General features: G+C 63.9%; 18 protein-coding genes. 8 read left to right on the top strand and 10 right to left on the bottom strand.

What is annotated here, in order from left to right; translation table 11 throughout:
* The first annotated feature begins 121 nt into the window (after positions 1 to 121).
* Positions 122 to 679, top strand: a complete 558-nt coding sequence (locus DEI97_RS06095) for a hypothetical protein (RefSeq protein ID WP_111075445.1) — start codon at positions 122 to 124, stop codon at positions 677 to 679.
* 488 nt (positions 680 to 1,167) lie between these two features.
* On the opposite strand, the gene DEI97_RS06090 is transcribed toward DEI97_RS06095, so the two are convergent.
* The 9 genes from DEI97_RS06090 to DEI97_RS06050 all read right to left on the bottom strand — a co-directional run bounded on the left by DEI97_RS06090 (position 1,168) and on the right by DEI97_RS06050 (position 12,654).
* On the bottom strand, positions 1,168 to 1,605 hold the full coding sequence (locus DEI97_RS06090; protein WP_181439303.1) for a pPIWI-associating nuclease domain-containing protein: 438 nt from the start codon (positions 1,603 to 1,605) through the stop codon (positions 1,168 to 1,170).
* 127 nt (positions 1,606 to 1,732) lie between these two features.
* Positions 1,733 to 2,563, bottom strand: coding sequence for a hypothetical protein (locus DEI97_RS06085; RefSeq protein ID WP_146248177.1), 831 nt, complete (start codon positions 2,561 to 2,563; stop codon positions 1,733 to 1,735).
* A gap of 694 nt (positions 2,564 to 3,257) precedes the next feature.
* On the bottom strand, positions 3,258 to 3,899 hold the full coding sequence (locus tag DEI97_RS06080; protein WP_111075447.1) for a GIY-YIG nuclease family protein: 642 nt from the start codon (positions 3,897 to 3,899) through the stop codon (positions 3,258 to 3,260).
* A complete protein-coding gene (locus DEI97_RS06075) occupies positions 3,886 to 5,223 on the bottom strand; it encodes a PIN domain-containing protein (RefSeq protein ID WP_111075448.1) in 1,338 nt (445 codons plus the stop codon). The genes DEI97_RS06080 and DEI97_RS06075 overlap by 14 nt, the downstream gene beginning before the upstream one ends.
* A gap of 191 nt (positions 5,224 to 5,414) precedes the next feature.
* Complete coding sequence (locus tag DEI97_RS06070) at positions 5,415 to 6,374, bottom strand: hypothetical protein (protein ID WP_146248178.1); 960 nt, start codon at positions 6,372 to 6,374, stop codon at positions 5,415 to 5,417.
* 95 nt (positions 6,375 to 6,469) lie between these two features.
* Positions 6,470 to 9,109, bottom strand: coding sequence for a DEAD/DEAH box helicase (locus tag DEI97_RS06065; RefSeq protein WP_111075449.1), 2,640 nt, complete (start codon positions 9,107 to 9,109; stop codon positions 6,470 to 6,472).
* Between the two features lie 20 nt (positions 9,110 to 9,129).
* A complete protein-coding gene (locus DEI97_RS06060) occupies positions 9,130 to 10,158 on the bottom strand; it encodes a HamA C-terminal domain-containing protein (RefSeq protein WP_111075450.1) in 1,029 nt (342 codons plus the stop codon).
* A 933-nt stretch (positions 10,159 to 11,091) separates the two neighbouring features.
* A complete protein-coding gene (locus tag DEI97_RS06055) occupies positions 11,092 to 11,796 on the bottom strand; it encodes a hypothetical protein (protein ID WP_111075451.1) in 705 nt (234 codons plus the stop codon).
* Positions 11,797 to 12,147: 351 nt separating this feature from the next.
* Entirely contained in the window at positions 12,148 to 12,654 is a 507-nt protein-coding gene (locus tag DEI97_RS06050; RefSeq protein ID WP_111075452.1) for a hypothetical protein, read from the bottom strand.
* Positions 12,655 to 12,918: 264 nt separating this feature from the next.
* On the opposite strand from DEI97_RS06050, the gene DEI97_RS06045 reads away from it, so the two are divergent.
* The 7 genes from DEI97_RS06045 to DEI97_RS06015 all read left to right on the top strand — a co-directional run bounded on the left by DEI97_RS06045 (position 12,919) and on the right by DEI97_RS06015 (position 17,773).
* Positions 12,919 to 13,512, top strand: coding sequence for a DUF723 domain-containing protein (locus DEI97_RS06045; RefSeq protein WP_111075453.1), 594 nt, complete (start codon positions 12,919 to 12,921; stop codon positions 13,510 to 13,512).
* Positions 13,513 to 13,669: 157 nt separating this feature from the next.
* Complete coding sequence (locus DEI97_RS06040) at positions 13,670 to 14,290, top strand: hypothetical protein (protein WP_111075454.1); 621 nt, start codon at positions 13,670 to 13,672, stop codon at positions 14,288 to 14,290.
* Positions 14,290 to 15,324, top strand: a complete 1,035-nt coding sequence (locus DEI97_RS06035; protein ID WP_111075455.1) for a hypothetical protein — start codon at positions 14,290 to 14,292, stop codon at positions 15,322 to 15,324. Before DEI97_RS06040 ends, DEI97_RS06035 begins: the two co-directional genes overlap by 1 nt.
* The gene (locus DEI97_RS06030) at positions 15,324 to 15,599 is read left to right on the top strand and encodes a hypothetical protein (RefSeq protein ID WP_111075456.1); all 276 of its coding nucleotides are present in this window, start codon (positions 15,324 to 15,326) and stop codon (positions 15,597 to 15,599) included. The genes DEI97_RS06035 and DEI97_RS06030 overlap by 1 nt, the downstream gene beginning before the upstream one ends.
* Positions 15,600 to 15,651: 52 nt before the next feature.
* Positions 15,652 to 16,503, top strand: coding sequence for an antitoxin VbhA family protein (locus DEI97_RS06025; protein WP_146248179.1), 852 nt, complete (start codon positions 15,652 to 15,654; stop codon positions 16,501 to 16,503).
* Complete coding sequence (locus DEI97_RS06020) at positions 16,500 to 16,745, top strand: hypothetical protein (protein ID WP_146248180.1); 246 nt, start codon at positions 16,500 to 16,502, stop codon at positions 16,743 to 16,745. The genes DEI97_RS06025 and DEI97_RS06020 overlap by 4 nt, the downstream gene beginning before the upstream one ends.
* The gene (locus DEI97_RS06015; RefSeq protein WP_146248181.1) at positions 16,745 to 17,773 is read left to right on the top strand and encodes a hypothetical protein; all 1,029 of its coding nucleotides are present in this window, start codon (positions 16,745 to 16,747) and stop codon (positions 17,771 to 17,773) included. The genes DEI97_RS06020 and DEI97_RS06015 overlap by 1 nt, the downstream gene beginning before the upstream one ends.
* A 258-nt stretch (positions 17,774 to 18,031) precedes the next feature.
* Here the strand turns inward: DEI97_RS06015 and DEI97_RS06010 are convergent, their stop codons facing one another.
* Positions 18,032 to 20,086: a KAP family P-loop NTPase fold protein gene (locus DEI97_RS06010; RefSeq protein ID WP_146248182.1), complete on the bottom strand. Its 2,055-nt coding sequence runs from the start codon at positions 20,084 to 20,086 to the stop codon at positions 18,032 to 18,034.
* Positions 20,087 to 20,181: the final 95 nt, after the last annotated feature.

Here is a 20,181-nt window from a genome sequence, read left to right as displayed (position 1 = left end):
TCGCTCACGTCACCGCCCGCGTCATTTACGACCCGGCGACCGCCGCACACAACGTTGGAGGGAGAAACCTCACCTCCGACGAAGGCGCCGGCATCAACAAGATGTGCTGAGGGACCAGGCCATGAACCGCACCATCACCGTCGCCGCAGCAGCAGGCGTCCTCACCCTCAGCGCCATCGCCCTCACCGGATGCTCCTCGCCGCACTCCGCTGGCTCCCGAGTCGAACTGTACGACTCCGTACCCGCCCTCGCAGCCGACAGCAGCATCGTGCTCAGCGGCATCGTCCAGGACCAGAAGACTGCCAACGACATCCCCGGCGGCAGCGAGTTCACCCTCTCCACCGTGGAAGTGAGCGCAACCGCGAAGACCGACGCCAGCCACCCCGCAGGATCAACCCTCGTCGTTCGCCAGCACGGCAGCGCCGGGAACCCCGGTCCCGGCGCGATGCTCGAGCAAGGCAAGACGTACCTGCTGTACCTGTCGCCGTCGGGGCTCGACGGCGACCTCGCCAGCCAGTTCTCCGTCACCGGCGGCACAGCAGGTGTCTACGAGACCAAGCAGAACACCGCCGCACGGAACGCTGCCGTCACCGAGAGCACCCTGTTCACCAAGGTTCCCAGCGACGAAGGCGACGATCTCCCCGCCTCCCTCACACTCGAAGACGCCCTGAAGGGCTGACTCGGCATCTGAACCCAGAAGGCCGGCGGAGAACACTTCGCCGGCCTTCTGCACGCCGACACCCCTTGCGCAATCGCAGCAGCCGGCGCCGCTTACGCGTTGATGTCGAGCGAGTTCGTGGACGCCACCCGCAGAAATGCAGGCAGGATGACGAGGTCCACCGGCAAGACATGACCAGTCGGACACGAGTACCTCCAACCACGGATGACCTCCAGGGTCAACGGCCGCCGCAAAGCCTCCCCGAGTTGCAGTTTAGCGAGGACGAGTTGCTTGCCGGCGCTACCGTTCAATGCGGAGATGGCACCTCAGGTTCGTTGCGGCGAGTCGTTCACCGACAACGCAATGCGCTCATCGGCAGGGGGCAATACGGTGGAGCATGTGACTGGGACGCGCAGCTTCGCCTTCGTGGCGGCGGCATTCGTTTCACGGTCACATGTAACCCAGGGGCACCAGCGCGTGGACGCCCGCGCAAACAGATAACGATGCCCCTACTCAGGCAAGACCTCGTCGAGTATCGCAAAGATCCATCCGGTGAGCTTCCTGACCTGCTCTTGGGCTGCACCAGAATGGAACGATTTGCTGCTGACTGTGTAGGTGTCACGACTGATACGGCCAATGGAGGCTTCGACTATTCCGTCTAGTTCCTTGACTTGTTGGGAATTGCCGCCGCGCACCTGGGCAGCATATCTGGCTCGCTCAGCCTGACTAGGATTCATTGATTTCCCGCTTGGCGCGGGAACGCCCTTGTACCACGGCTGCTTACGTATTTCCTCGTCGGGAGCCAGCTGCTGTATTGCGGCACGCATGACCTCGCGCAGCTCGCCGGCTGGACCTATATAGCTGAGCCGCGTCGGGTCATTCAAGTCCCGAAGGGACTGCTCCAGAGATTGCGCGAGCGACTCGGACAGACGCCTCAGCCTCTCCATCACCACTGCGTCGCGGCCAGAGAATGGAGCGCGCGCAGGTACAACGACAGTATTCGTTCTAGATCGTTGTCGGACCTGTATCTGAAACTCGCGTAAACGCCGCAGATAGTCTGGCGACGGCTCGCCGCTAGTCGCGCTCATCTTCCTGCTCAGTATCGGGCTTGAGCACGTACCGACGCATATTCTTGAAGATATCTTCGACGGTGGTACTCGTTGCATCTGCGGCTATGTGGATCTCAATGTTGATGTGAACTCCTGGCGACAGCGTCACTGTAGGCGAAGCGACAAGAGGAGCAACAGGGGCGCTTACTGGGGAGGGCGACTGCACGATAGGGGACACAGGCTGAGAAGTCGAGCCCTGGTGCGAATTCGATGGATCGGGCTGCTTTGAGACGGTCCCCGATAAATCTACGTAGTTCTTGCCCTTATTGTCGTGGAGGAATCCGACGGCCGCTGCACTGTCCACAATGAGAGTCAGGACGGACTCAACCTTGTCCCCAGGCACACCCATCTCAAGAAGGACATTGCGAGCGATCGCATCCGAGGGAAGAGCTGCGTTGTCGTACTGCCTGAGAAACTCACCGATAACACGTGGCTTGAGAACGGCTTCACGCTTCGCAGCGAGGTCGTCACCCTCTGACGTTGGTCGAACGATCCGCAACCCAACAGGAGTTAGACCGATCTCGGGAGCGTTCGACGCCCCCGTGGTAAGTCCGTATGCGACCGCCGCTCCTGTCATCCCCCGGAACCCACCCGACGAAGGTGTCATGTTCATCGCACTCGCAACGTGGATGGGACGCGTGGGGCTGTAGGCGTAGTTGTCTGCAATCGCCTGGACGACCCGCAGCGCCTGGTCCAACGAGTAGCTCGGAACGTCCGTCTGCGATAGACGCGTCTGCTTAGGCTTCGGCGACGACGGCATCGGCGTCGGCTCGGGCGTGGGTTCGGGCGTGGTCATCTGGTCGCTCCTCCAGGGTGGTTGCTCGGATCGTACCCAGAGAACAAGCGACACCGCTTCATCTTTTGCCGTGTGGCGGAGGGGACTTGGAGGGCATTCCATGCGACCAAGGAAGAAAGCCCCGATGGAATCTGCGTTCCACCGGGGCTTTTCGGTGGGGTGTCTTAAGAACCTCCGGATCCCTGAGACGATGCGGCCGTCGAAGGCACAAGACAAGGCTGTATCCCGCGACGGGCATCGGCCTATCCTCCGACGGGAACCGAGGCCCGGATGACGGGCCTCTGATCAGGTGTTTCTCCGGTCGCCGTTCTTGTGCGTTGACCCGATCTGCGAGTACCCCTTCGTGGGATCCGTCACGAAGACGCTTCTGACACAACGGCCTGCTGTGTGCGGAGCACGTTCACCAGATCACTCGCCGCGTCGCATTTCGCGCTGAACACCTCAACGTGGGAAGCCGACGTGATCCGGATCGTGCCTTATGACCCCTCGTGCGTGAGCGACGCCGTAGCCACCTGACGCAGGTCAGCCGTCCAGCTCCGCCGCTTCGAGGTGGAGATGACCCGCGCCGCGGTCACCGCGAGCAGTCCCCTAGTCGACGGAAGGATCGTCTTCGCCTCAGCGATCGCGCAAGACGACCTCCTCGGCGAGGAGCGCCGCGTGGAGCCGCTCACGCTCGGCGTCCCCGCAGAGCCGTTTATTGGCCACGCTCCGCTTCGCGAGCGGCCTGTGCCGGCCGCCACGCCTTCGCCTCGGCACTCATCGCCTTGCGCGCTACCCCGAGCCGCGCGAGCTTCCGAGGATTCCTGTCGATGTTGATCACCGGCGTGAAATGCTGGATGAGCTGAGTCTCGACATCGACGAGCTTCACGCTCATCTGCACCGGTGCCGCCCAGACGGCGAGCGAGAGGCGCGCGTGCATCCACGTCGTGAGCTGCGCGTCACCGTCGCCTGCCAGCGAGTACATCGAGAAGTACCCCGGGATCTCCCGGTTCCGCGGCACACCGTGCAAGTCGAGCCGGCCGCGCAGCAGCGCAGCGAACGACCTCCGCACAGTGGACCCGCCCGTGCGCGCTGTGCTGCCCGGCACCGCAGCGAAGTGGTCTTTCAAATCGCGCTCTACGAAGCTCGCCTCGGCCTTGCCAACGTAGAGCGGGAGGTCCGGCGCACTGCGGGCCCCGGCGTCCTCGAGGAGGCCCAGCTCTCGGTGCGCCCGCTCGTCGCCGAAGATCGCGTAGAGACCCGGTCTCGCTGGCACGTGAGCCGGCGCATCGGTGACCGACCAGCGGGTGTCGGTCAGAGCGGCGATCGCATCCGCAGCGAGGTCAGACAGTGTCACCAGGGTCTCCGGGGTCCGGGTCCAACTCTGTGCTTCCAGGGTCTGGATCGGGCTCGACCTCCCGAACGTCAGAAGTGCTCTCCGACGCGCTCGAGTCGAGAACAAAATCGAGCGTCGCGCTGGTGGGGTCGGTTGGAGGTGGCGGATTGCGATTGTTCGTGAGGGCGATCTCGACGTCTTCGTGATGGCCGGTTCCCTGTTCGGTGTCGATCTGCATCACCGCCTGGACACGTATCTCAGTTGACACCTCGAAGTAGTAGTCGTTGAGCTCACCCACGAGCCAAAGATCGTCCTCCTCGTCGCCGAAGTAGTCGCCCTTCGATACAACGCCATCAATCGAGAGAACGAGATCCGCACGGGCCGTGACAATGTCGCCGTTCGGCGGCTCGAACGAGATCTCTGTCTCAAGGTCAACTGCCACGATGTGACCAGTTTCAAGCGCCGAGGGGTAGTCCAAGTCCGCAAAGTCAGGGTTTTGATACTCACCTCCGTAGCTGATCTGCTCGGTGATGTCCTTCCCGACGAGCGACTCGAGTGCATCAGTGGCAACGCGCACCAAGCCGACACGGCGAGCTGCATCGGTCGCTCGACTGCGAGCACTGGCGGCCGTAAGGAGCGCCAGTTCAGTCGGCGCGGCGGAGTTCGCTGCGGTCTCGGCAGCCTCGGCCTCGGCCTCGGCAAGCGCAGCTTCAATGACCGCGACGACATTCTCCAGAGTGCCGACCAACACCACCCGGCTGCCCTCGATGCCCAGCCTGTCGAGATCTTCGAGCAGGTGCGGGTGGAGGGCCGGCTTCCCGGCAGCCTTGCCGATAAACCCTCGGTCCTTCGTGACGAAGTGAATAACGCGCTTCTCGTCGTCGGTCTGCAGGAAGACGAGGATCGTCTCCCAGATCACTGCGTCCCGGAATCCGAAGGACTTGGGCTTGTCGTCTTGTTCGGTCTCGAGAAACGGATGACGACGCGCAAGGTCACGCTTCACAAGGGCACGCACCCCGCTGTCCGGGGTCCGCGCGAGTTCGATTCCGGAACGGGCCAGCAGCGCCCCCCGCTCTCTTCCGACCTCGTCGACACGGCTATCGAACTCGTGCTCGATAGAGGCCATGTCGATGGACTTCTTGATCGAGCGCAGAGCTGCACGTGCCGACTTGCGCTCATCAAGGAAGCGATCGCTGTGCCTCCGCTCGAGTTCGTCCACGACGACCTCCGGCAAGACGACTAGGCAAGCGCCGTTGGCAGCATGTGCCGCGAGCGTGACACCTCCACCCGTCGTCATCCACCGAGTCCCGAAGAGAGCATTGGTGTCCGGAATGACGGTGATCATCGCTCAATCATGCCGGAGCATCTCCGCCACGCACGCCCGGCGCGCTCTCCCGGCGGAGCAACGTCCCTCGAGCCCAATCAACAGCGGCGCCTCACTAGCGTCGGCATGAGGTCGACGACTACCCGCAAGCGAGTACGCCGCTCGGTCACATCCGCACCCCGCTCCGCTCCGCTCACGACGCCTATCGTGCATCAGGCCGTGAGACCGCCTTCAGATTTCGCCGGCAGCCTCAGCGCATCCTCGGGGAACTGAATCTCCTCAGGCTCCACGGGCACGCCGACTCCGAACACTCGCCAGCCGACAGATCGGTCGAGCACTAGAGTCACGAATCGTACTTCTTTGACCCAGATTGGATCAGGTCCTTCGACAACGGAACCTTGAGCCTCCGGATCGCCAACCAGCTTGACGTAGGCCACATGTTCCGTGCGATAGTCCACGAAGGTGGTCGGCGCGAATGGAGGCAACTGCCGTCCGATATCCGCCCAGTCCGCCCCTTCCCAGCCTTCTGCGAAGCTCGCGACCGCACCGAAAGGATCCAAGGCTGGATCTGACGCGCGTCCCTCTGCTTCGGCGTCCGCGGCTTCCCATACGGCACTCAAGAACGCAAACACGGGCATCTTCGGGTTGGTCGGGTCCTCCTTGCCGATCTGAGCTGGGGTTGCGACAGGCATTGGCTTCCAGCTCGTGCCTTGGTTAGAGGCTTCTTCGAGATTCCCTTCGGCCGTCCGCAGCCACTTCGTATCGTTCGGCGCAGTGAAGGAAAGCTCTGCTCGTGGATCGCTCACGTCAAGTTGACCGGTGATTGCGCCTGAGATGTCGTACTCCCGAACCGACCGTGGAGGCAGCACCGCGATCGGACGCGGAGAGCTGAGGCTCCCGAGCGAGATGCGCTCCGCCCCGACGATGACATTCACGAACGCTTCGAACACCGACTCATTGCTTTCGTTGCCCACGTGAAGCGTCGTCACGCGCCGGTAGGTCCTGCGGTCGTCGTTGACTCGGAAGTCCACGGTCACCCATGCAGAGACAAGACGCGCGATGCTGCCTCGCTCTTGGCGCAGGGATCGACCGGCGAGCCACACTGCTACGACGGTTGCACCCACCGTGCCGACACCACTCAGCGCCTCCCAGATCGATCCGTCGACGCGCACGCCTCCGGATCGGGCAGACGCGAATACGAGCCAAGCCGAGACCACCACTAAGGCGGCAGACACCGCCCCAAGTAGCAGACGAAGGGCTTTCACTTTCAGCCTGCAACCTCGACGTCAATTTTCACCATGATGTTCTCGATCTCGGCGCGCGCCTCATCGGATAGCTCAGTACTCGTAAGAACCTTCTCATGATCGAAGCCCTCGAGCTCGTCGACAGCCGAGAAGGACAGTGCGTCCAAATGGTCCGTCAGCAACTCCGCTGCCACGGGCCTACCGAACCCAACCTCCTGCAATTGTACGGCGCGCGGATCGGCCGTGCCGTACTCAACGAGAGTCGCCACATTGAGCCCAGATGACGCACGACCCTGCGCTGCAACGCTCACGTCGAAGAAGTTCTGGAGGTAGCCAATGATGCGGAAACGAAGGCCACCTTCGATGTCGCGAAGCGTCCACTCGATGATGAGATTGATGTGCTTGGCGGAATTCCGGTCGAAGGGCTCGCGAACCAGGCTTTCCTCCCGCGAATAGTCCCGGTAGGTGATCCATCCGGTGCGCGAGTAGTAGGCGATGGAGCTCGAGATCACCCGGCTAATCGGATCGCCGCGTACCCAGCCCCGCATGAGCAGCGCCCAGTAGTACAAACGACGGTCCCAGCCCTCGGCGTCCGCATTCCTCGGCATGAGCGGGTCGGTACCCGACACCTCAGTGTGACGCCAGCCGTACAACCCGCTAAGGCGACGAAGGGCTTTGAGGAATGTCTGAACATCGTCGAGGTCTGCGTCATCCGCCACGAGAGGCTCAGCCGCGTCCTCGGTGAGCTCCAGCCAGACCTTGCCTTGATACTCCGACAAGATGTTCGGCGATCGTCGTAGGACATCGGCCGGCACGACCACTGATGCGGCAGCCTTCTTCAGGAGGTCACGACCGCCCTGCACCTTGTCGAGGAAGTGACTGCGCAGCGGCGTCTGCTGGTTGTCGATTTGGTGAAGCGTCAGAATCGATGCGTACTGTTCGACGCTTCGCTGCTGGTCGACAGACGGCGTTCCGGGGAGAGCTTCTCCACGAAGAATGCGCGCGATGTCGGTGTAGTCCTTCTTCCGATTGCTCGGCGGGCTCACGAGGAAGCTCTCTGCCTTCGCCGGCTCGGCGCGAGGGATGAGTGCGCGAGTCGTGTCGGCCCATCGGTTGGCCTCCTCTCGCACGCAGACCACGTTGCCGGAGAAGTCGTAGGTGAGGCGGCCGGCACGTCCGGCTAGGTTCTCGAAGTCGATCTTGGTGAACGAGCTGTTCCCGTGCTTGTCGCTCAGCACGAAGATGTTCTTCGCAGGCAGATTGACCCCCTCAAGCAGAGTCGATGTGCAGACCACAAACTGAATCGGCGACTCGGGGTCGGAGAACTCCTCTTCGACGCGCTCGCGCACCTCCTGTGGCATCTTTCCATGGTGGAACGCGACACCCCGGCTGAGGGTGCTCCCGAGGAAGTAGTCCTTGTGCACGTAGTCGCGTACGTGCTTGATCAACTCGTCCACCTTGTCGTTGGCCACGACGGGACGCTTCGCGGCGAGACGCATCGCGAACTCGGCAGATTTGAGCGATCCGTTGATGTAGATGATGGCTTTGCGGTCGCCGCTGCGCGTTAGCACCAGGTCGACCACGTTTGTCTCAGTCGGCGCTTGTTCCATCTCCTGCGATGTGGCGTCCAGACCAGAAAAGTAGTACTGCTTCTTTGCGACCAGGTCGACGAAGTAGCGCTGCTGAGCTACGGTGCGTTCGCGTACCGTGAGAGCACCGTTGGACGCCTTCCCGAACAGCTCAAGAAACAGCTCCGGGTTCTCAATGCTCGGGGATGCGAACAGCAGCTTGGTAGCGAAGCGCCGCGTTGCTTCGACGATTGCGTGGTAGTACAGCGAGCTTCGAGCATCGTTCTTCGCGATGACCTTTTGCGCTTCGTCGACCACAAGGTAGTCGATGTCTCGGACCGGGTTGGCGAGGTAGCGCAGCAGACGCTCGGGCGTGAGCACGAAGATCGTGCGCCGATACTTTTGGCGCAGTAGCTTCGGGAGCGAGGGGTAGGTCGCGACGTTGACCTCCGGCACCTCCGCAAGCAGCCGCCGAAGGTCGGCCGCCGTCTGCCCTATCAGCGCCTTGGTCGGGACGAGAACGACGACGCAGTGGTCGTTGAGTTCGTCGCGACGCACGATGTCGTAGAGCGCGTCCTTGATGATGAAGGACTTTCCAAGCGAGGTGGGGCCCGAGAAGCTGAAGTAATCCTCACCTCGCATCTTCTCCGTGATCGCGTACTGCGTGTCCGTCAGAATGGCATCACCCTTGTTAGTGCGCTGCAGGACTTCCTTTGCAATGCGCAGCGTGCCGCGCGACAGCGGCAAAGCGTATCGGCTGCCAACGCCTTTCTGGAGCGTGCTGATCCCGGGGAAGTTGCCGAGCTGTACCAGGACCGCCTCGGCGATGGCGAGAACTCGGTCGCTGAGCTCGTCCCCGAGCCCGACCGCAGCGTCGTACTCCCGAAGAAGCGCGATCGTCGTATACGCGAGCTCGCGGTGACGCGGGTCGTTGGAGTGCGACAGCACATCGGCGTACCGGAGCAGGTGCTTCGACGCAGTCACGTCGAGCGCATTGGATGCGTCGTTCGAAAGGAACGAGGTAGCGACGGATCGCTCGAGGTTGCCGAACACCGTTTGAAAGTCGGGGCGAGCGACGATCATTTCGCTGAGCACGTCAGCGGCAGTACGCCCGGTCAATTCGTCCTCTTCGCCTTCGTCTTCGTCTTCGTCCCTGTCTTCGTCTTAGGCGGACGGAGGTTCTTCCCGCTCAGCTCCGATGCCAAGTCGATACGGATATCCTCGATGCCACGCACAGTGCCGTTGACGTTTCGCTTGAGGAACGGTGCGGCGTAGATGTGGAACTGGTAGCCGCCGAGGCCGCGATTCTGGATCTCAGCCTTGATTGTGTCGACCTGATCGGTGATCGCCGAGAGGGCGATGCTCCGGAGGTGTTCCTCTATCTCGGCGGCAGTGTGGTCAGCGAACGGATACTCCGTGACGTCAAGCTCGAAGCCGATGAAGACGCCGAAGGCGTTGGACTTCGTGATCTCCGCACCACCCGAGGCAGGCGGAAGCAGAATCGTCGCAAGAAGCTCAACTTTCGCCGGGTCGAGGCTCTCCTTCAGCAGCTCGGACTCGACAAGCCACGTGTCGAAGTCAAAGTCGTCCTCTTGAACCTTACCCATAGAGGCGAAAGCGGCCTGGACGCCGCGCTTAGCGCTCGACCCGACATGACCCGTGGCATCGCCGTACATCTTCGATTCACCAAAGATCAGCTGATACTCGCCTTCGGCAATCTTGAGCAGGTGGACACCGTCAGTGCCGTGCACGTAGTGCTCCGCAGACGTCTTGAGTTCCATTTTCGAGAGGATCTTGGGCGCTCCGAGGTGCCCTTCGAGAAAGGAGTACAGGAGAAGCTCACCTCCCTCACCCGCATTCGAATCCGGGGCCTTAAACTGCAGTTGGGCCTTACGAAAAAACTCGCCCATCCGGCTCAGGTCACTGGTCATTTTTCCGAGATTCTGCCGCGACAGCACATAGCTGATGCTGTTGTTCACCAGCTCTTTGAACAGAGGCTTGATCGCGAAGTCGCCACCATCGACGCGCAGGACGTGTAGGTGAAGGACTGTCTTGGTATGGACATCGACACGCTCGGGCGGGTAAAAGAGCGCCAAGAATCGCTCTCGGTCCATTAGCGAGAGCGGAAGCACGGCGTTGCTCACAGGACCACCGCCGAACAATCCTGGGTCCAATCGCGGTAGTCGCCGGCATGCACGACAGACCACTGCGATGTGGTCGGTGTGTTGGAGAATGCCGCACCGCTGGAGCACGGTTCCACAATGTGGTCGCTGGCGTCACGGATGGCCATTCCGGCAAAGGACGCGGCCACGACCTGAGCGATGGACCCACCGCTCGCTGTGCGGCGCTCTGACATATCTCTCGGGTGAGCGGAGTGCACGGCAGTCATGTCGTCATTGTCACGGACGTGCGCCTCGGCCGGTGCGCGACAGGCGGTACACGTTCGCACAAGTTCGAAAGTTGCTCAGATCGTCTGTCGACCCGATGCGGACGCTCGAACTCACCTCTCGTAATGGTCGCAGGAGCCTGGTTCTGCTGTCAGGTGGAGGCAGCGAGGCGTGGACAGGTGGGGAGCACAACGAAGCCCTCCCGGTTCGGGAGGGCTTCGTCGTGTTCGGTCTGGATCGACTACAAGGCGCTGGTCCGGAGCCGGCACCGGGCGACCCCGTGGTCCGCGCCGAAGCTTAGGAACTTCCCGTCGCGGTACTGCTTGACCTGGTGACGGCGCGGGTTGACCTGGTCGGCCCGCATGACGTGGGTGGCGTCGAAGGCGACGGCGGGGCGGCTGGGCGTTCCAGGAGCCTAGAAGCGGCCGTGTCGCTGGAGTGCGAGCGATCGTGTTGCGGCGACGACGACCTCCAAGCGTCGCGCGGTGTGGTCGGCTCGGCACCACTCGGCAAGGGTGGTCAGGATCTTCTCGCTGATGGTCTGCGAGCGGGCCGCTGCGCCGTGGCTCTGGTTCAGCTTGCGGGACTTCGTGGTAGCGACCCCCGCCTCAGGGCTGTGCTGGGGGTCTCGGCGTTGTCGTTGTTCATGGCTGTTCCTTCGGGGTGCTCTGGTGTGGACGGTGGGTATGACTAGCGGGCGGTGCGGGCGGGCGACTCGGAGCGCTCGGACATGGCCGGGGTGCAGGGCCAGCCGATGGTGAGGACCTCGCTCTCCACGCCGGCCCTTGGAAAGCGCCGGTAGTCGGGTGCCCCGTTCCGGTTGCGCGGACGGGTGGGCTCAGGTGCGTCGGGCTCGCGGAACGTGGCGAGGTCCTCCCAAGCGGTGGTTCCCCAGCGTCGGATCGCGAGTTCCAGCGAGCCGCCGGTAAGCAGTCCCGCCCGGAGTTGAGCGAGCGTCTGGCGCTTCTCGGCCCGGGTACCAGCGTCGCTGGTGGCGTGCCAGTGCTGGTCGCGGAGGGCGCCCACTGTGATGCCGAGCTGCTGGGCAACCTCGAGTTCGTCGGCTTCCAGGGCGAAGTTCGCTGCAGCGGTGCGTGCTTCGTGGACCTTGAACAGCGGTTCGAGACGCGCCATGGTCCACCGGAATGAGGCAGCACTCGGGACCGGAAGCGGGATCGGGCGGTAGGAGCGGACAAAGGCGAAGAGGTCGCCGACTGCCGCAGTGTTCTTCGTTGCAGCGCGGTACTGCTTGCGGGCGTCGGGCTGTTCGTGGAGCTCGATGTACTTCTTGATGAGGTTCCGCGGAATCGTGTCGGCGTGTGCGTCGAGGGGGCGGAGCTCGGGGAGGGTGTGGCGGTGTGCTCGGCGGTTGGTGCAGTCGGTGATGACGGCCATGGTCTTTCTCCTTCTGGTTTGTGGCTGGTGTGTGGGGCTTGCCGTGGTGGTGGGCGAGCACGACTGGTGTCCCGTACCGGCGACCTCTCAACGTGGATCTAATGCGGTGCGTGGACGGCGCTCGTGCTCGCCCGTTCCGTTGGGCTTGGTGTCTCTATGCCGGACGTGTCCGACCGGCTGGGAGTGAAGTCGTCCTAGCTGGCGGACGAGCGCCGTCCCGCGTGCTGTCCGAGGACCGGGTTAGGGGTGTGGTCTCGTCGTGACGTGTGCTGCGGTGTGGTGCTTGCCTGCCGTGTAGCTGGCTTCGTGGTCTCTATGCCGGCTCGTCCGGGCCAGCTGGGCGTTTCGCGATCAGGCGTCTGCGGAGGGGTGTGCGCGGAAGGTGGTGAGGTCCTTCCAAGTGGTTCCCCACTGGTCCTCGGCGGCCCGGTACTGCTCGCGGGTGGCGACCCCGGCGCGCAGGAGCGAAAGCAGCCGCCGTCCCGCCTCGACGATGGTCGGGTCGTCGCCCCAGTGCTGTCGGCGGAGCTCAGCGCAGTCGTCGTCGAGGCCGGCCTGCGCGGCGGCTTCGGCTTCGTCCTGCTCGTACTGGAGGAGGAAGTGCTGCTCTGCGCAGCGCTGGAAGTCTGCGTCGGTGCGGAGCTTGCGGATGGTGGCGATCTGGAACGCGAACACGTCCGGGTCGTCCAAAAACGGTTCGACGCGGTAGAGGGCTCGGAACTGCCGCTTGCCGCCCGGCCCTGCGAGGAGGTGGTCGTAGAGCTTGTCGATGCCGCGGCCGTTGAGGTTGAGCCAGTCGAGGACGATCTGCATCTCGCGGCGGCGCTCGTTCAGGTTGCGGTTCTGGTGGGAAGCCATGGTGCGGCCCTTTCATGAGGAGGTTGCAGGCACCGGTTCGTGGTGCTCGCCCTCCTCTTTGCACGCTGCCGACCGGGAGCTGTGATCACAGATCTCGGATCCCTAATACAGCGCGCTGATCTGGGCTTCCTCGTCTTCTCCCGTCGAGCGAAAGGAATGAGCCGCAGCCGGCCCTGCGACCGCAGGCGCGGCGGACGGTCTCCCCGGCCGTCATGACCTTCGGCGGCGGCATAGACGCAACTCCCCCATCACAAGGAGTTCCTCGTGGACTACATCACTGCCACCCGGCTGGCCCGCTGCGACGCGTTCATCGCCGCCGCGGACGCTGAGCACGGCGGCCGCTACGACTACTCGCTTCTGCCCGACGAGTTCGTCAACGTCAAAACGCGAGTGCGGATCATCTGCCCGGAGCACGGCATCTTCCGAATGGCGCCGCAGGACCACAAGGCCAAGACCGTGAAGGGCAGGGTGATTCCTGGGCAGGGCTGCCACTCCTGCTCCACGCGTCGCGGACCGGCCGCGCGCCGCCTGCAGCTCTTCCTCGACCGCGCGCTCGAGGTTCACGGGTCCCGGTACGACTACCGGAACGTGAACTTCATCGACCAGAGGACCAGCATCAGCATCCGCTGCTTCGAGCACGGTCCCTTCAACGTCATGCCAAAGAACCACCTAGCCGGTGAGCAGTGTGGGAAGTGCGGAGCCAGGGCGCGAGCAGAGTCCCTCCGCCGCGTCGACAACGCCGGCCAGTTCGGTGACCCACGCCGCATCGCTCTCGACAAGAAGCACGCCGCTACCGAGCGACGGAACGAGAAGAAGCGCCTGGAGCGCGAAGCAGCAGCGTCATTTGACGCTGTCTGAGTTCTCCTGTTCCTGGTCTCGAGCAGCTCAATCCCCTGGCTCTCACGGACGCATCGTCCCTACCGTCGAAGTCGTCCACACGAACATCAACGCCGCTACTGGCGTCGAAGCGGCAGCGCCTGCTGATCGCCGAGGTGGGCGAGTGAGGAGGAGTCGCATGCCGAACGCCGAGGACGATCCGCTGCGCCGTGTGCGTCAACTCGCCGCCATCCGCGGTATGGCCCGCATCCCGTTATCGGACCTGCGCGACGAGAGTCCCCCGGACCTGGCCGCGCTCTACGCCGACGTTCAGGAGGGCCAAGCGCTCATCCCAGGCATCAAGATGGGCATCGGCGCTCTCACCGTCCAGCGGTGGAATCCGACATACGCTGCTGATGGCTGGATCCTGTACGGCGCCGACCTCACCCTCGACATGGGTCACCCGTTCGGGTCCATGTTCTACCGCAACGACGCCGACGGCCGCGTGCTCCGCATCGGTGTGAAGTGGCATCCGCCGGTCCAGCAGCTCGAGTTCCCCGCCCTGCACCCGTCGAAGCCGGAACTGACCTCCGACTGCGGTGACGAGGAGGTCGCCGCGGTCGTCCTCGATGCGCGGAGTCGGATCGGAACGCTTGTCGCGGTCAACGCGCAGATCGGGTCGTTCGTCGCCACGACGGAGTCCGAGAACGCCATCCTCGACGCGTCCGGACTCGGGCTCGAGCGGCTCTCCGAAGACGACCCGCGGCTGACCGGCCGTCAGTCGCACCGCTCGTCCAAGGCGGACGAGGGACATGACTGATGAGCGACCGGCAGTGGGTGCAGGACATCCGGGACCAGCAGACGATCCTGTCGTTGCCGTTCGGGCTCGGGTGGACGATCGACATCACGCAAACGTTGGTCACCCTCGCGGCGGCGGGCATGCCGGCGAAGGTGGAGGCGTTCGACCGGCTCCGGTTCGAGGACGGACGGTCCGGGTTCCTGTCCACCCCGAACCCGACCGCGACGATCAACGACGACGGCACCCCAGCCGAACGGACCGAGGACCTCATCGTCCTACCCGGCGGGTCGGAAGGCGGTGCGCTCTCGCTCGCTCGCCGGTACCCGGACCTGGTGGTCGTGAACGGGAAACGGCAACGCGTCTGGGCAGACGGTCGGCAAGTGCACGGTTCGTCCATGGAGCGGGACGCGACCCCAGGGTGGCGGACCGTGTTCGCCATCGCCCGCACCATCGCCCTGCACGGCGGCGGCACGCACTCCATCGCGGACCGCATCGGCATCCCAGCCGACGACGTGCGTGCCGCGATGCCTGCTCTCGGGACGCACGTCTTTCACACGCCTATCGGGTGGGAAGCAGCCGACCGGCCTGTCCTGTGTGACTGGGCGTTGGCGGCGTATCCGGGTGCCGGCGGGGTCCGCACCTGCTGGCGCCGCGACACCACCATCGACGAGCAAGCCGACCAGCTCATCAGGCTCGGCGGGGTGATGTCGGATCGGTGGGCGGCGCAGCAGTCCGGCGTCTTCGTCCCGCCGAACCGGCTGACGGCGTTCTTCGCCCAGCACCCCGACATGCACACGCTCGGCTACGAGCCCGCCACCGTGAATGACGCGACAGTGTCGGTCGTCATTCCACAGGACACCACCGTCCTCGCCAGCGCGGAGGGTTGCTGCACGGACAACTTCATCACCGCGCATGTCATCTACGCCGACAGCTACGCGGACGTGAACACGGATGCGGTCAACGCGCTCCGGCAGCTGCTGCACTCCCAGTCCGACCTCGCCCACGACCTCCGCTGGCACCCCAGCAACGGCAGCGGTGAGGGCGGGGTGGGCTGATGCTGCAGCTGCTGTCGTTGACGTTGGCCTACGACGACACCCGGTTCTTCGGCTCCGTCATGTTCACCGACCCGAACCATCCCGACGACAAGCCGGCCACGGTTCTCATCGACCACACCGGCGAACCGCCCTGGTTCCGCCTGACCAACGTCGACCCGACGGCGCAGGACCCGACGGCTCCGCCGATGGTCGAAGCGGCCCGCATCATGCGGTTCGTCCTCCGCTACACACCCGACCGCATCGGCCGCACTCCGGCCGACTTCCCGCAGCCCTAACCCCGCTCTGCTCACGCCCACCCCTTGGAGATAGTTGCCGATGATGCGTCTGGTGTCCATGCACCTGTCCAACGACCGGATCCTCTGGGGGCATGTGCTCCTCGAGGACACCGACAACCCGGACGCGCACCTGGCGCAGATCCTCGTCCGCCCCATCGACGTCGAGCCCGGGTACGAGCTCTACGACAGGCACAACACGGTCCTGTCGGACCTGTCTGTGCCGGCGGTGCGAGAGGTGAATCGCATCGTGCAGACCCTCCTCATCCCCGCCTCCGAAATCGCGAAGCGAGAGAAGGCCGTCCGGGCGGTGATCCACTCCGGCTACTTGGAAGGGTTCCCGGACGACATGCCGTGGCAGTCGCAGCTGTGGATGTACGCCCGAGGTGAAGTCACCCGCGAGCAACTGTCCGCGTACGCCGACGAAGGCCGACAGATCCCCCGCCAACCTGACCACTCCGCCGTCGGTCCGGCGGACGTTCCTGAGGACTGGTGGCGGGCCACGCAGGCCCGAATCCGCCGGAACCTGCTCAACACGACCCTCACCGAGGCGGAAGTCGCTGCGGCCCTGCAGATCAGCATCGACGAGGTTGGTGAGCTGTTTGAGTCGTGCCGGCTGACGAGCTTCGACCTCGACGGTGAAGAACGCATCCCGGACTGGCAACTCGTGAAGCCCGCCCTCCCCGAGTTCGGCGACCCGGCGTCTCTGCTGCCCGGCCTCGACGTCCTCTACGCGGCAGCCCCGCAGCCGCTCCTCGACGCGGCCGCGATGACGGAGTTCATGACCACACCCCTCGAGTTCCTCGCCGTCGAGGACCGAGTCCTGACACCGCTGGACTGGATGCGGGAAGGCCGGCCGCTGACGACGATCATCGCCCTGTTCCGCGGACGACGGTGGCGGCCATGAGCAGCCGCCCCGACCTGTTCCTCCTCAACATCGCCTACGACGCCACCGGCGTCCACGGGCACGTGTTCTTCCGCGACCCGTCCAGCACGGTGCTGCGGCAGGTCATCATCCGCGGCACCGAGACCGGCACCATCTGCGAACCAGCCCACGGCGACACCCGCACCGGATGGGAACCGTTCCTCGAAAAAACCCGCTGGCCTATCGCCATCACCCGACCCGACACCCCAGACGAGCGCAGCTGATGATGACTGGGCTCGAATGGGTCAACGCCGCCTACGCCGACCGGCCGCAAATCACGATGCCGTACGGGCTCGGCGACACCACCGACCTCACCAACACGCTCGCCGTACTCAAGCTCGCTGGGCTTCGCGCGGTCGTGGAGTCGCACGACACGATCCGCCTCGCCGACGGCCGCCGAGCACGCTTACCAACCCTCACCCAGCGACCCCGCGACGATGACCCGACTGATGCGGAACTGCTCCTGCTGGCGCCGCGGACTGTCACTACGACGCAGATCGTGCTCGCGGAACAGACCGTGACGGTGTTGTTGGTCGATGTTGACCGGCGCCGCGTCTGGATTGACGGCAGACAAGCCCTCGGCACGAAGGAACGATGGAAGGACGCCGCACCCATCTACGTCACATTTGCCGTCGCGCGCATGCTCGCCGTCAACGGCGCCAGCTTCGACAAGCTCGTGCAGTCCGGGCTGACTGCTGGGCAGGTGGACGACGGGCTCGCGCGCCTCGGGAAACGCGTGCACCGGACCGAAATTGGATGGGAGTCACAAGAGGTCGGCGGGCTGATCGACTTCGCCATCGCCTGCTACCCCGGACCTGGCGGTGTGCGGACCCGGTGGACGTCCGACCTGCCGCTCATCGAACAGGCGGAACGGCTCATCGGCGCTGGCTGCCGCATCTCCGGCCGCGCCATCTCGGACCGGCCCGGCTACCCCGCCATCAGCAAACGTGAGATGCCGTACCGACTCGTCGCATTCACGGAGCAAGAAGTCGACATGGCCGCGCTCGGCTTCGAACCCGACACCGTCGGCTTCGCCGGCACCGAACTCATCCGGCCCGCGGACCAGACGATCTTCCTCACCGCAGCAGCCGCCGGCTACACGGACCGCACCGACGACATCATCACCGCGAACACGCTCCTCCGCGCTGACTTCCGCAACGACGACGACGCGGCATCGCTGCAAGAAGTACGCGACCGGCTGCAGTTCGCCGCCGACACCGGCCACGACCTCCGACACAACCTGCCAAGCTGAGCGCTCGGCTTCCGGGCTTCGCGGCGTCCGTTTAGGGCAGCCCGGTGAGAAACAATCCGGACGGGGTATCTGCGACGCGACGGCGCGGGGCAAAGCTGACGGACCACCGCTGGCCGGTGAACGACCGGATGGCGGACGTCGATCAGCAGTGGTTGGAGGCTCTTCGTAGCGACGACCCAACAACGATCGGCCTTGCCTTGGCAGCCTGTCGGCCACTAAGAGCGGCTCCGCCACCCGCTCACAACTCCCCGGCAGCCATCATTCCTCAGCTGGCGCCAGCACTTCGCGTAATCGGCGAATCGCGAAGTCACGACGCTCGTCGACCGTGAGGTTTGGTTCGGCAAGGTCGTCATGGTCGTAATCCGGGATGTCGGGAACGGATGGAAGCAGATCGGGGACGAAGTTCTGGAGAGCGTCACCGACCGCGTAGACGAATTCGTCTCGCCTGAACGTCAACTCATAGTGGGAGCCGCTGCCGACCCAATAGCTGTAGGTCACGAATCGGCCAGTAAGAGCGAGAAGGTCGTCGATAGTCCGAACCGTTTCGCCGAGGAACCCCCGCGATTCAGCACCCAGGAGCGCCACCGCGAACGCCGTCATCGTTGGAAGCTCGTCACCGTTACTTGACGCAAAGCCACCGATGGTTCTCTGCCGTTCAACCCACTTCCTGATGGCGCGGTCATATGGGGCACGGAAGCTGGAGAAGTCGGTTCGATGGTTTCGTCGCGCCGCATAACCTGCTCGCACGAGCAGGTTATAGCCGAACTTCTCCACAATCTCGTCAGGCGTGAAAGTGTGTGAGGAGATTGCGACCTCCGCTTCGTGTACGAGCCAGCGGTCCACGGCCGCCGTCCGCCCCGCCCTGTCTTCACCGAGGTCTTCGAGTTCGTTCCGGATATCCCGAAGGAAGTCGACGAGCAGCCGGGAGGAACGCGCCGCGCCGCTCCTGGCAGCTTGCGCGAGATCCATCGCAAGAGTGCCACGTTCGCCGTCAGGCCCGAGTACGATCCCTCGGAGCTCGTCGAGCGCAGGATCGTCGGGGCGGCCTTCGATCGCTGCTTCCAGCGCTGCGTCCACGAGGCGCTCGCTGACGTCCGCCTCGGTAAGCCCAACGACAAAGTAGCGATGGAAGTAGCGTTCGTTATGGAGCCGCCATTTCCGCTGGGCGGACCGAGGCATTGTCATCCTCTCAAAGAGGAACTGCAGGATTCGACTTACGACTGGGACCTGTCCCCGCACTACCAGTTCCGGGAGGTGCTCAAGCCGCGGATCAGGCAGATCATTGGTGTCATCTTGTGTCCAATGGAGGTACCGCTCAGGTCGGGTGCGGACATCGTTCCAAACCGCGTGTTGAGAGATACGCAGCCAGGTCAACGCGATGAAATCCAGCGGGTCGATCTCAGCATTCGCTAGCAGAGGGGCGAGCCCTTGCAATTGTTCCCCTAGTCGCAGGACGGATCGTGGCGTCTCTATACCGTCAGCGAGAAGACGAACGAGGTCCTCCCTCGGCTCAAGACCGCCACTATCCAAGAGGCCGGCGGGGATGTCGCCTCCGTGCTCCTCAACAAGGGCTCTGCACCAGTTTCGTCGGGTCACCAGGGGTGCTGGTGGGACTTCAAACGGATGCTGAACGATCTTCTCCATGAACTCGGAGGTGCCGCCGTCGGCGTTGCTCGCACGGAGCTTGTGGTCGATGGTGATCTGGTCGTAAGCAAGCAGGTAGTGCACGTTCCTGAATCGGCCGAGGAGACGAACAACACGGAGCAAGGAGCGGAGTTCGTCGTGGTCCAGACGGTCGACATCATCGACGACCATGAGGACTCGACTCCCCTGCTGCGCGATCTGCTTGCTCAGGTCATCGAAGGTGACCTGCCATGGCGGCCGAGTACCGAGTTCACTGAGCGCAGCGTCTGCCAGCCCCGATACCGTTGCTCCCGCGAAGGGGATGAGCGCCAGCGCTGGCGTGCCGAAGCGCGCGTACTTCAGAATCGCCTCCCGTAACTTGCCCCCGGACTTGTCGGGGAAAGCGCTTGCAAGGGCGACAGCGAACTCGCTCGTGATCGACCCCACGTCTCCCGCTGACCACGGACTGAAGTCAACGATCTGCCAGTCCGCCGCTTGAAGGTGCGTTCGGATCTCGGACAGAAGCGTTGTCTTACCGGTTCCCCAGGCGCCAACGAGCCCGAATACGGTCGAATTGTGCTCCAGCGGAGTCTGATCGATGCGAGCCGCCAGGGCGACTGCAAACTGCTCGCGTCCCGGGATGTTCGAGGTGTGGAGAGCGTCATCACTCCAGATTGGGTCCTGGCTCATGCGGTCAGTCAACCGCACCCCGACGCCGGGAGGTGCTTCAATTCCGCCTCATCACATAACGAACATGAGACACGGCCGGTAGCTTCTCTTGCTCC

It is taken from the genome of Curtobacterium sp. MCLR17_032 (assembly GCF_003234795.2).
Taxonomy (GTDB): Bacteria; Actinomycetota; Actinomycetes; order Actinomycetales; family Microbacteriaceae; genus Curtobacterium.
This window is presented reverse-complemented; position numbering and strand designations above follow the sequence as displayed.

Excerpts from the sequence above, each read along its gene's own strand:
- DEI97_RS06075 (WP_111075448.1), bottom strand. The coding sequence starts at position 5,223 with ATGATCACCGTCATTCCGGACACCAATGCTCTCTTCGGGACTCGGTGG.
- DEI97_RS06085 (WP_146248177.1), bottom strand. The coding sequence starts at position 2,563 with ATGACCACGCCCGAACCCACGCCCGAGCCGACGCCGATGCCGTCGTCG.
- DEI97_RS06095 (WP_111075445.1), top strand. The coding sequence starts at position 122 with ATGAACCGCACCATCACCGTCGCCGCAGCAGCAGGCGTCCTCACCCTC.
- DEI97_RS06035 (WP_111075455.1), top strand. The coding sequence starts at position 14,290 with ATGAGCGACCGGCAGTGGGTGCAGGACATCCGGGACCAGCAGACGATC.
- DEI97_RS06055 (WP_111075451.1), bottom strand. The coding sequence starts at position 11,796 with ATGGCCGTCATCACCGACTGCACCAACCGCCGAGCACACCGCCACACC.
- DEI97_RS06040 (WP_111075454.1), top strand. The coding sequence starts at position 13,670 with ATGCCGAACGCCGAGGACGATCCGCTGCGCCGTGTGCGTCAACTCGCC.
- DEI97_RS06015 (WP_146248181.1), top strand. The coding sequence starts at position 16,745 with ATGATGACTGGGCTCGAATGGGTCAACGCCGCCTACGCCGACCGGCCG.
- DEI97_RS06090 (WP_181439303.1), bottom strand. The coding sequence starts at position 1,605 with ATGGAGAGGCTGAGGCGTCTGTCCGAGTCGCTCGCGCAATCTCTGGAG.
- DEI97_RS06030 (WP_111075456.1), top strand. The coding sequence starts at position 15,324 with ATGCTGCAGCTGCTGTCGTTGACGTTGGCCTACGACGACACCCGGTTC.
- DEI97_RS06050 (WP_111075452.1), bottom strand. The coding sequence starts at position 12,654 with ATGGCTTCCCACCAGAACCGCAACCTGAACGAGCGCCGCCGCGAGATG.
- DEI97_RS06020 (WP_146248180.1), top strand. The coding sequence starts at position 16,500 with ATGAGCAGCCGCCCCGACCTGTTCCTCCTCAACATCGCCTACGACGCC.
- DEI97_RS06010 (WP_146248182.1), bottom strand. The coding sequence starts at position 20,086 with ATGAGCCAGGACCCAATCTGGAGTGATGACGCTCTCCACACCTCGAAC.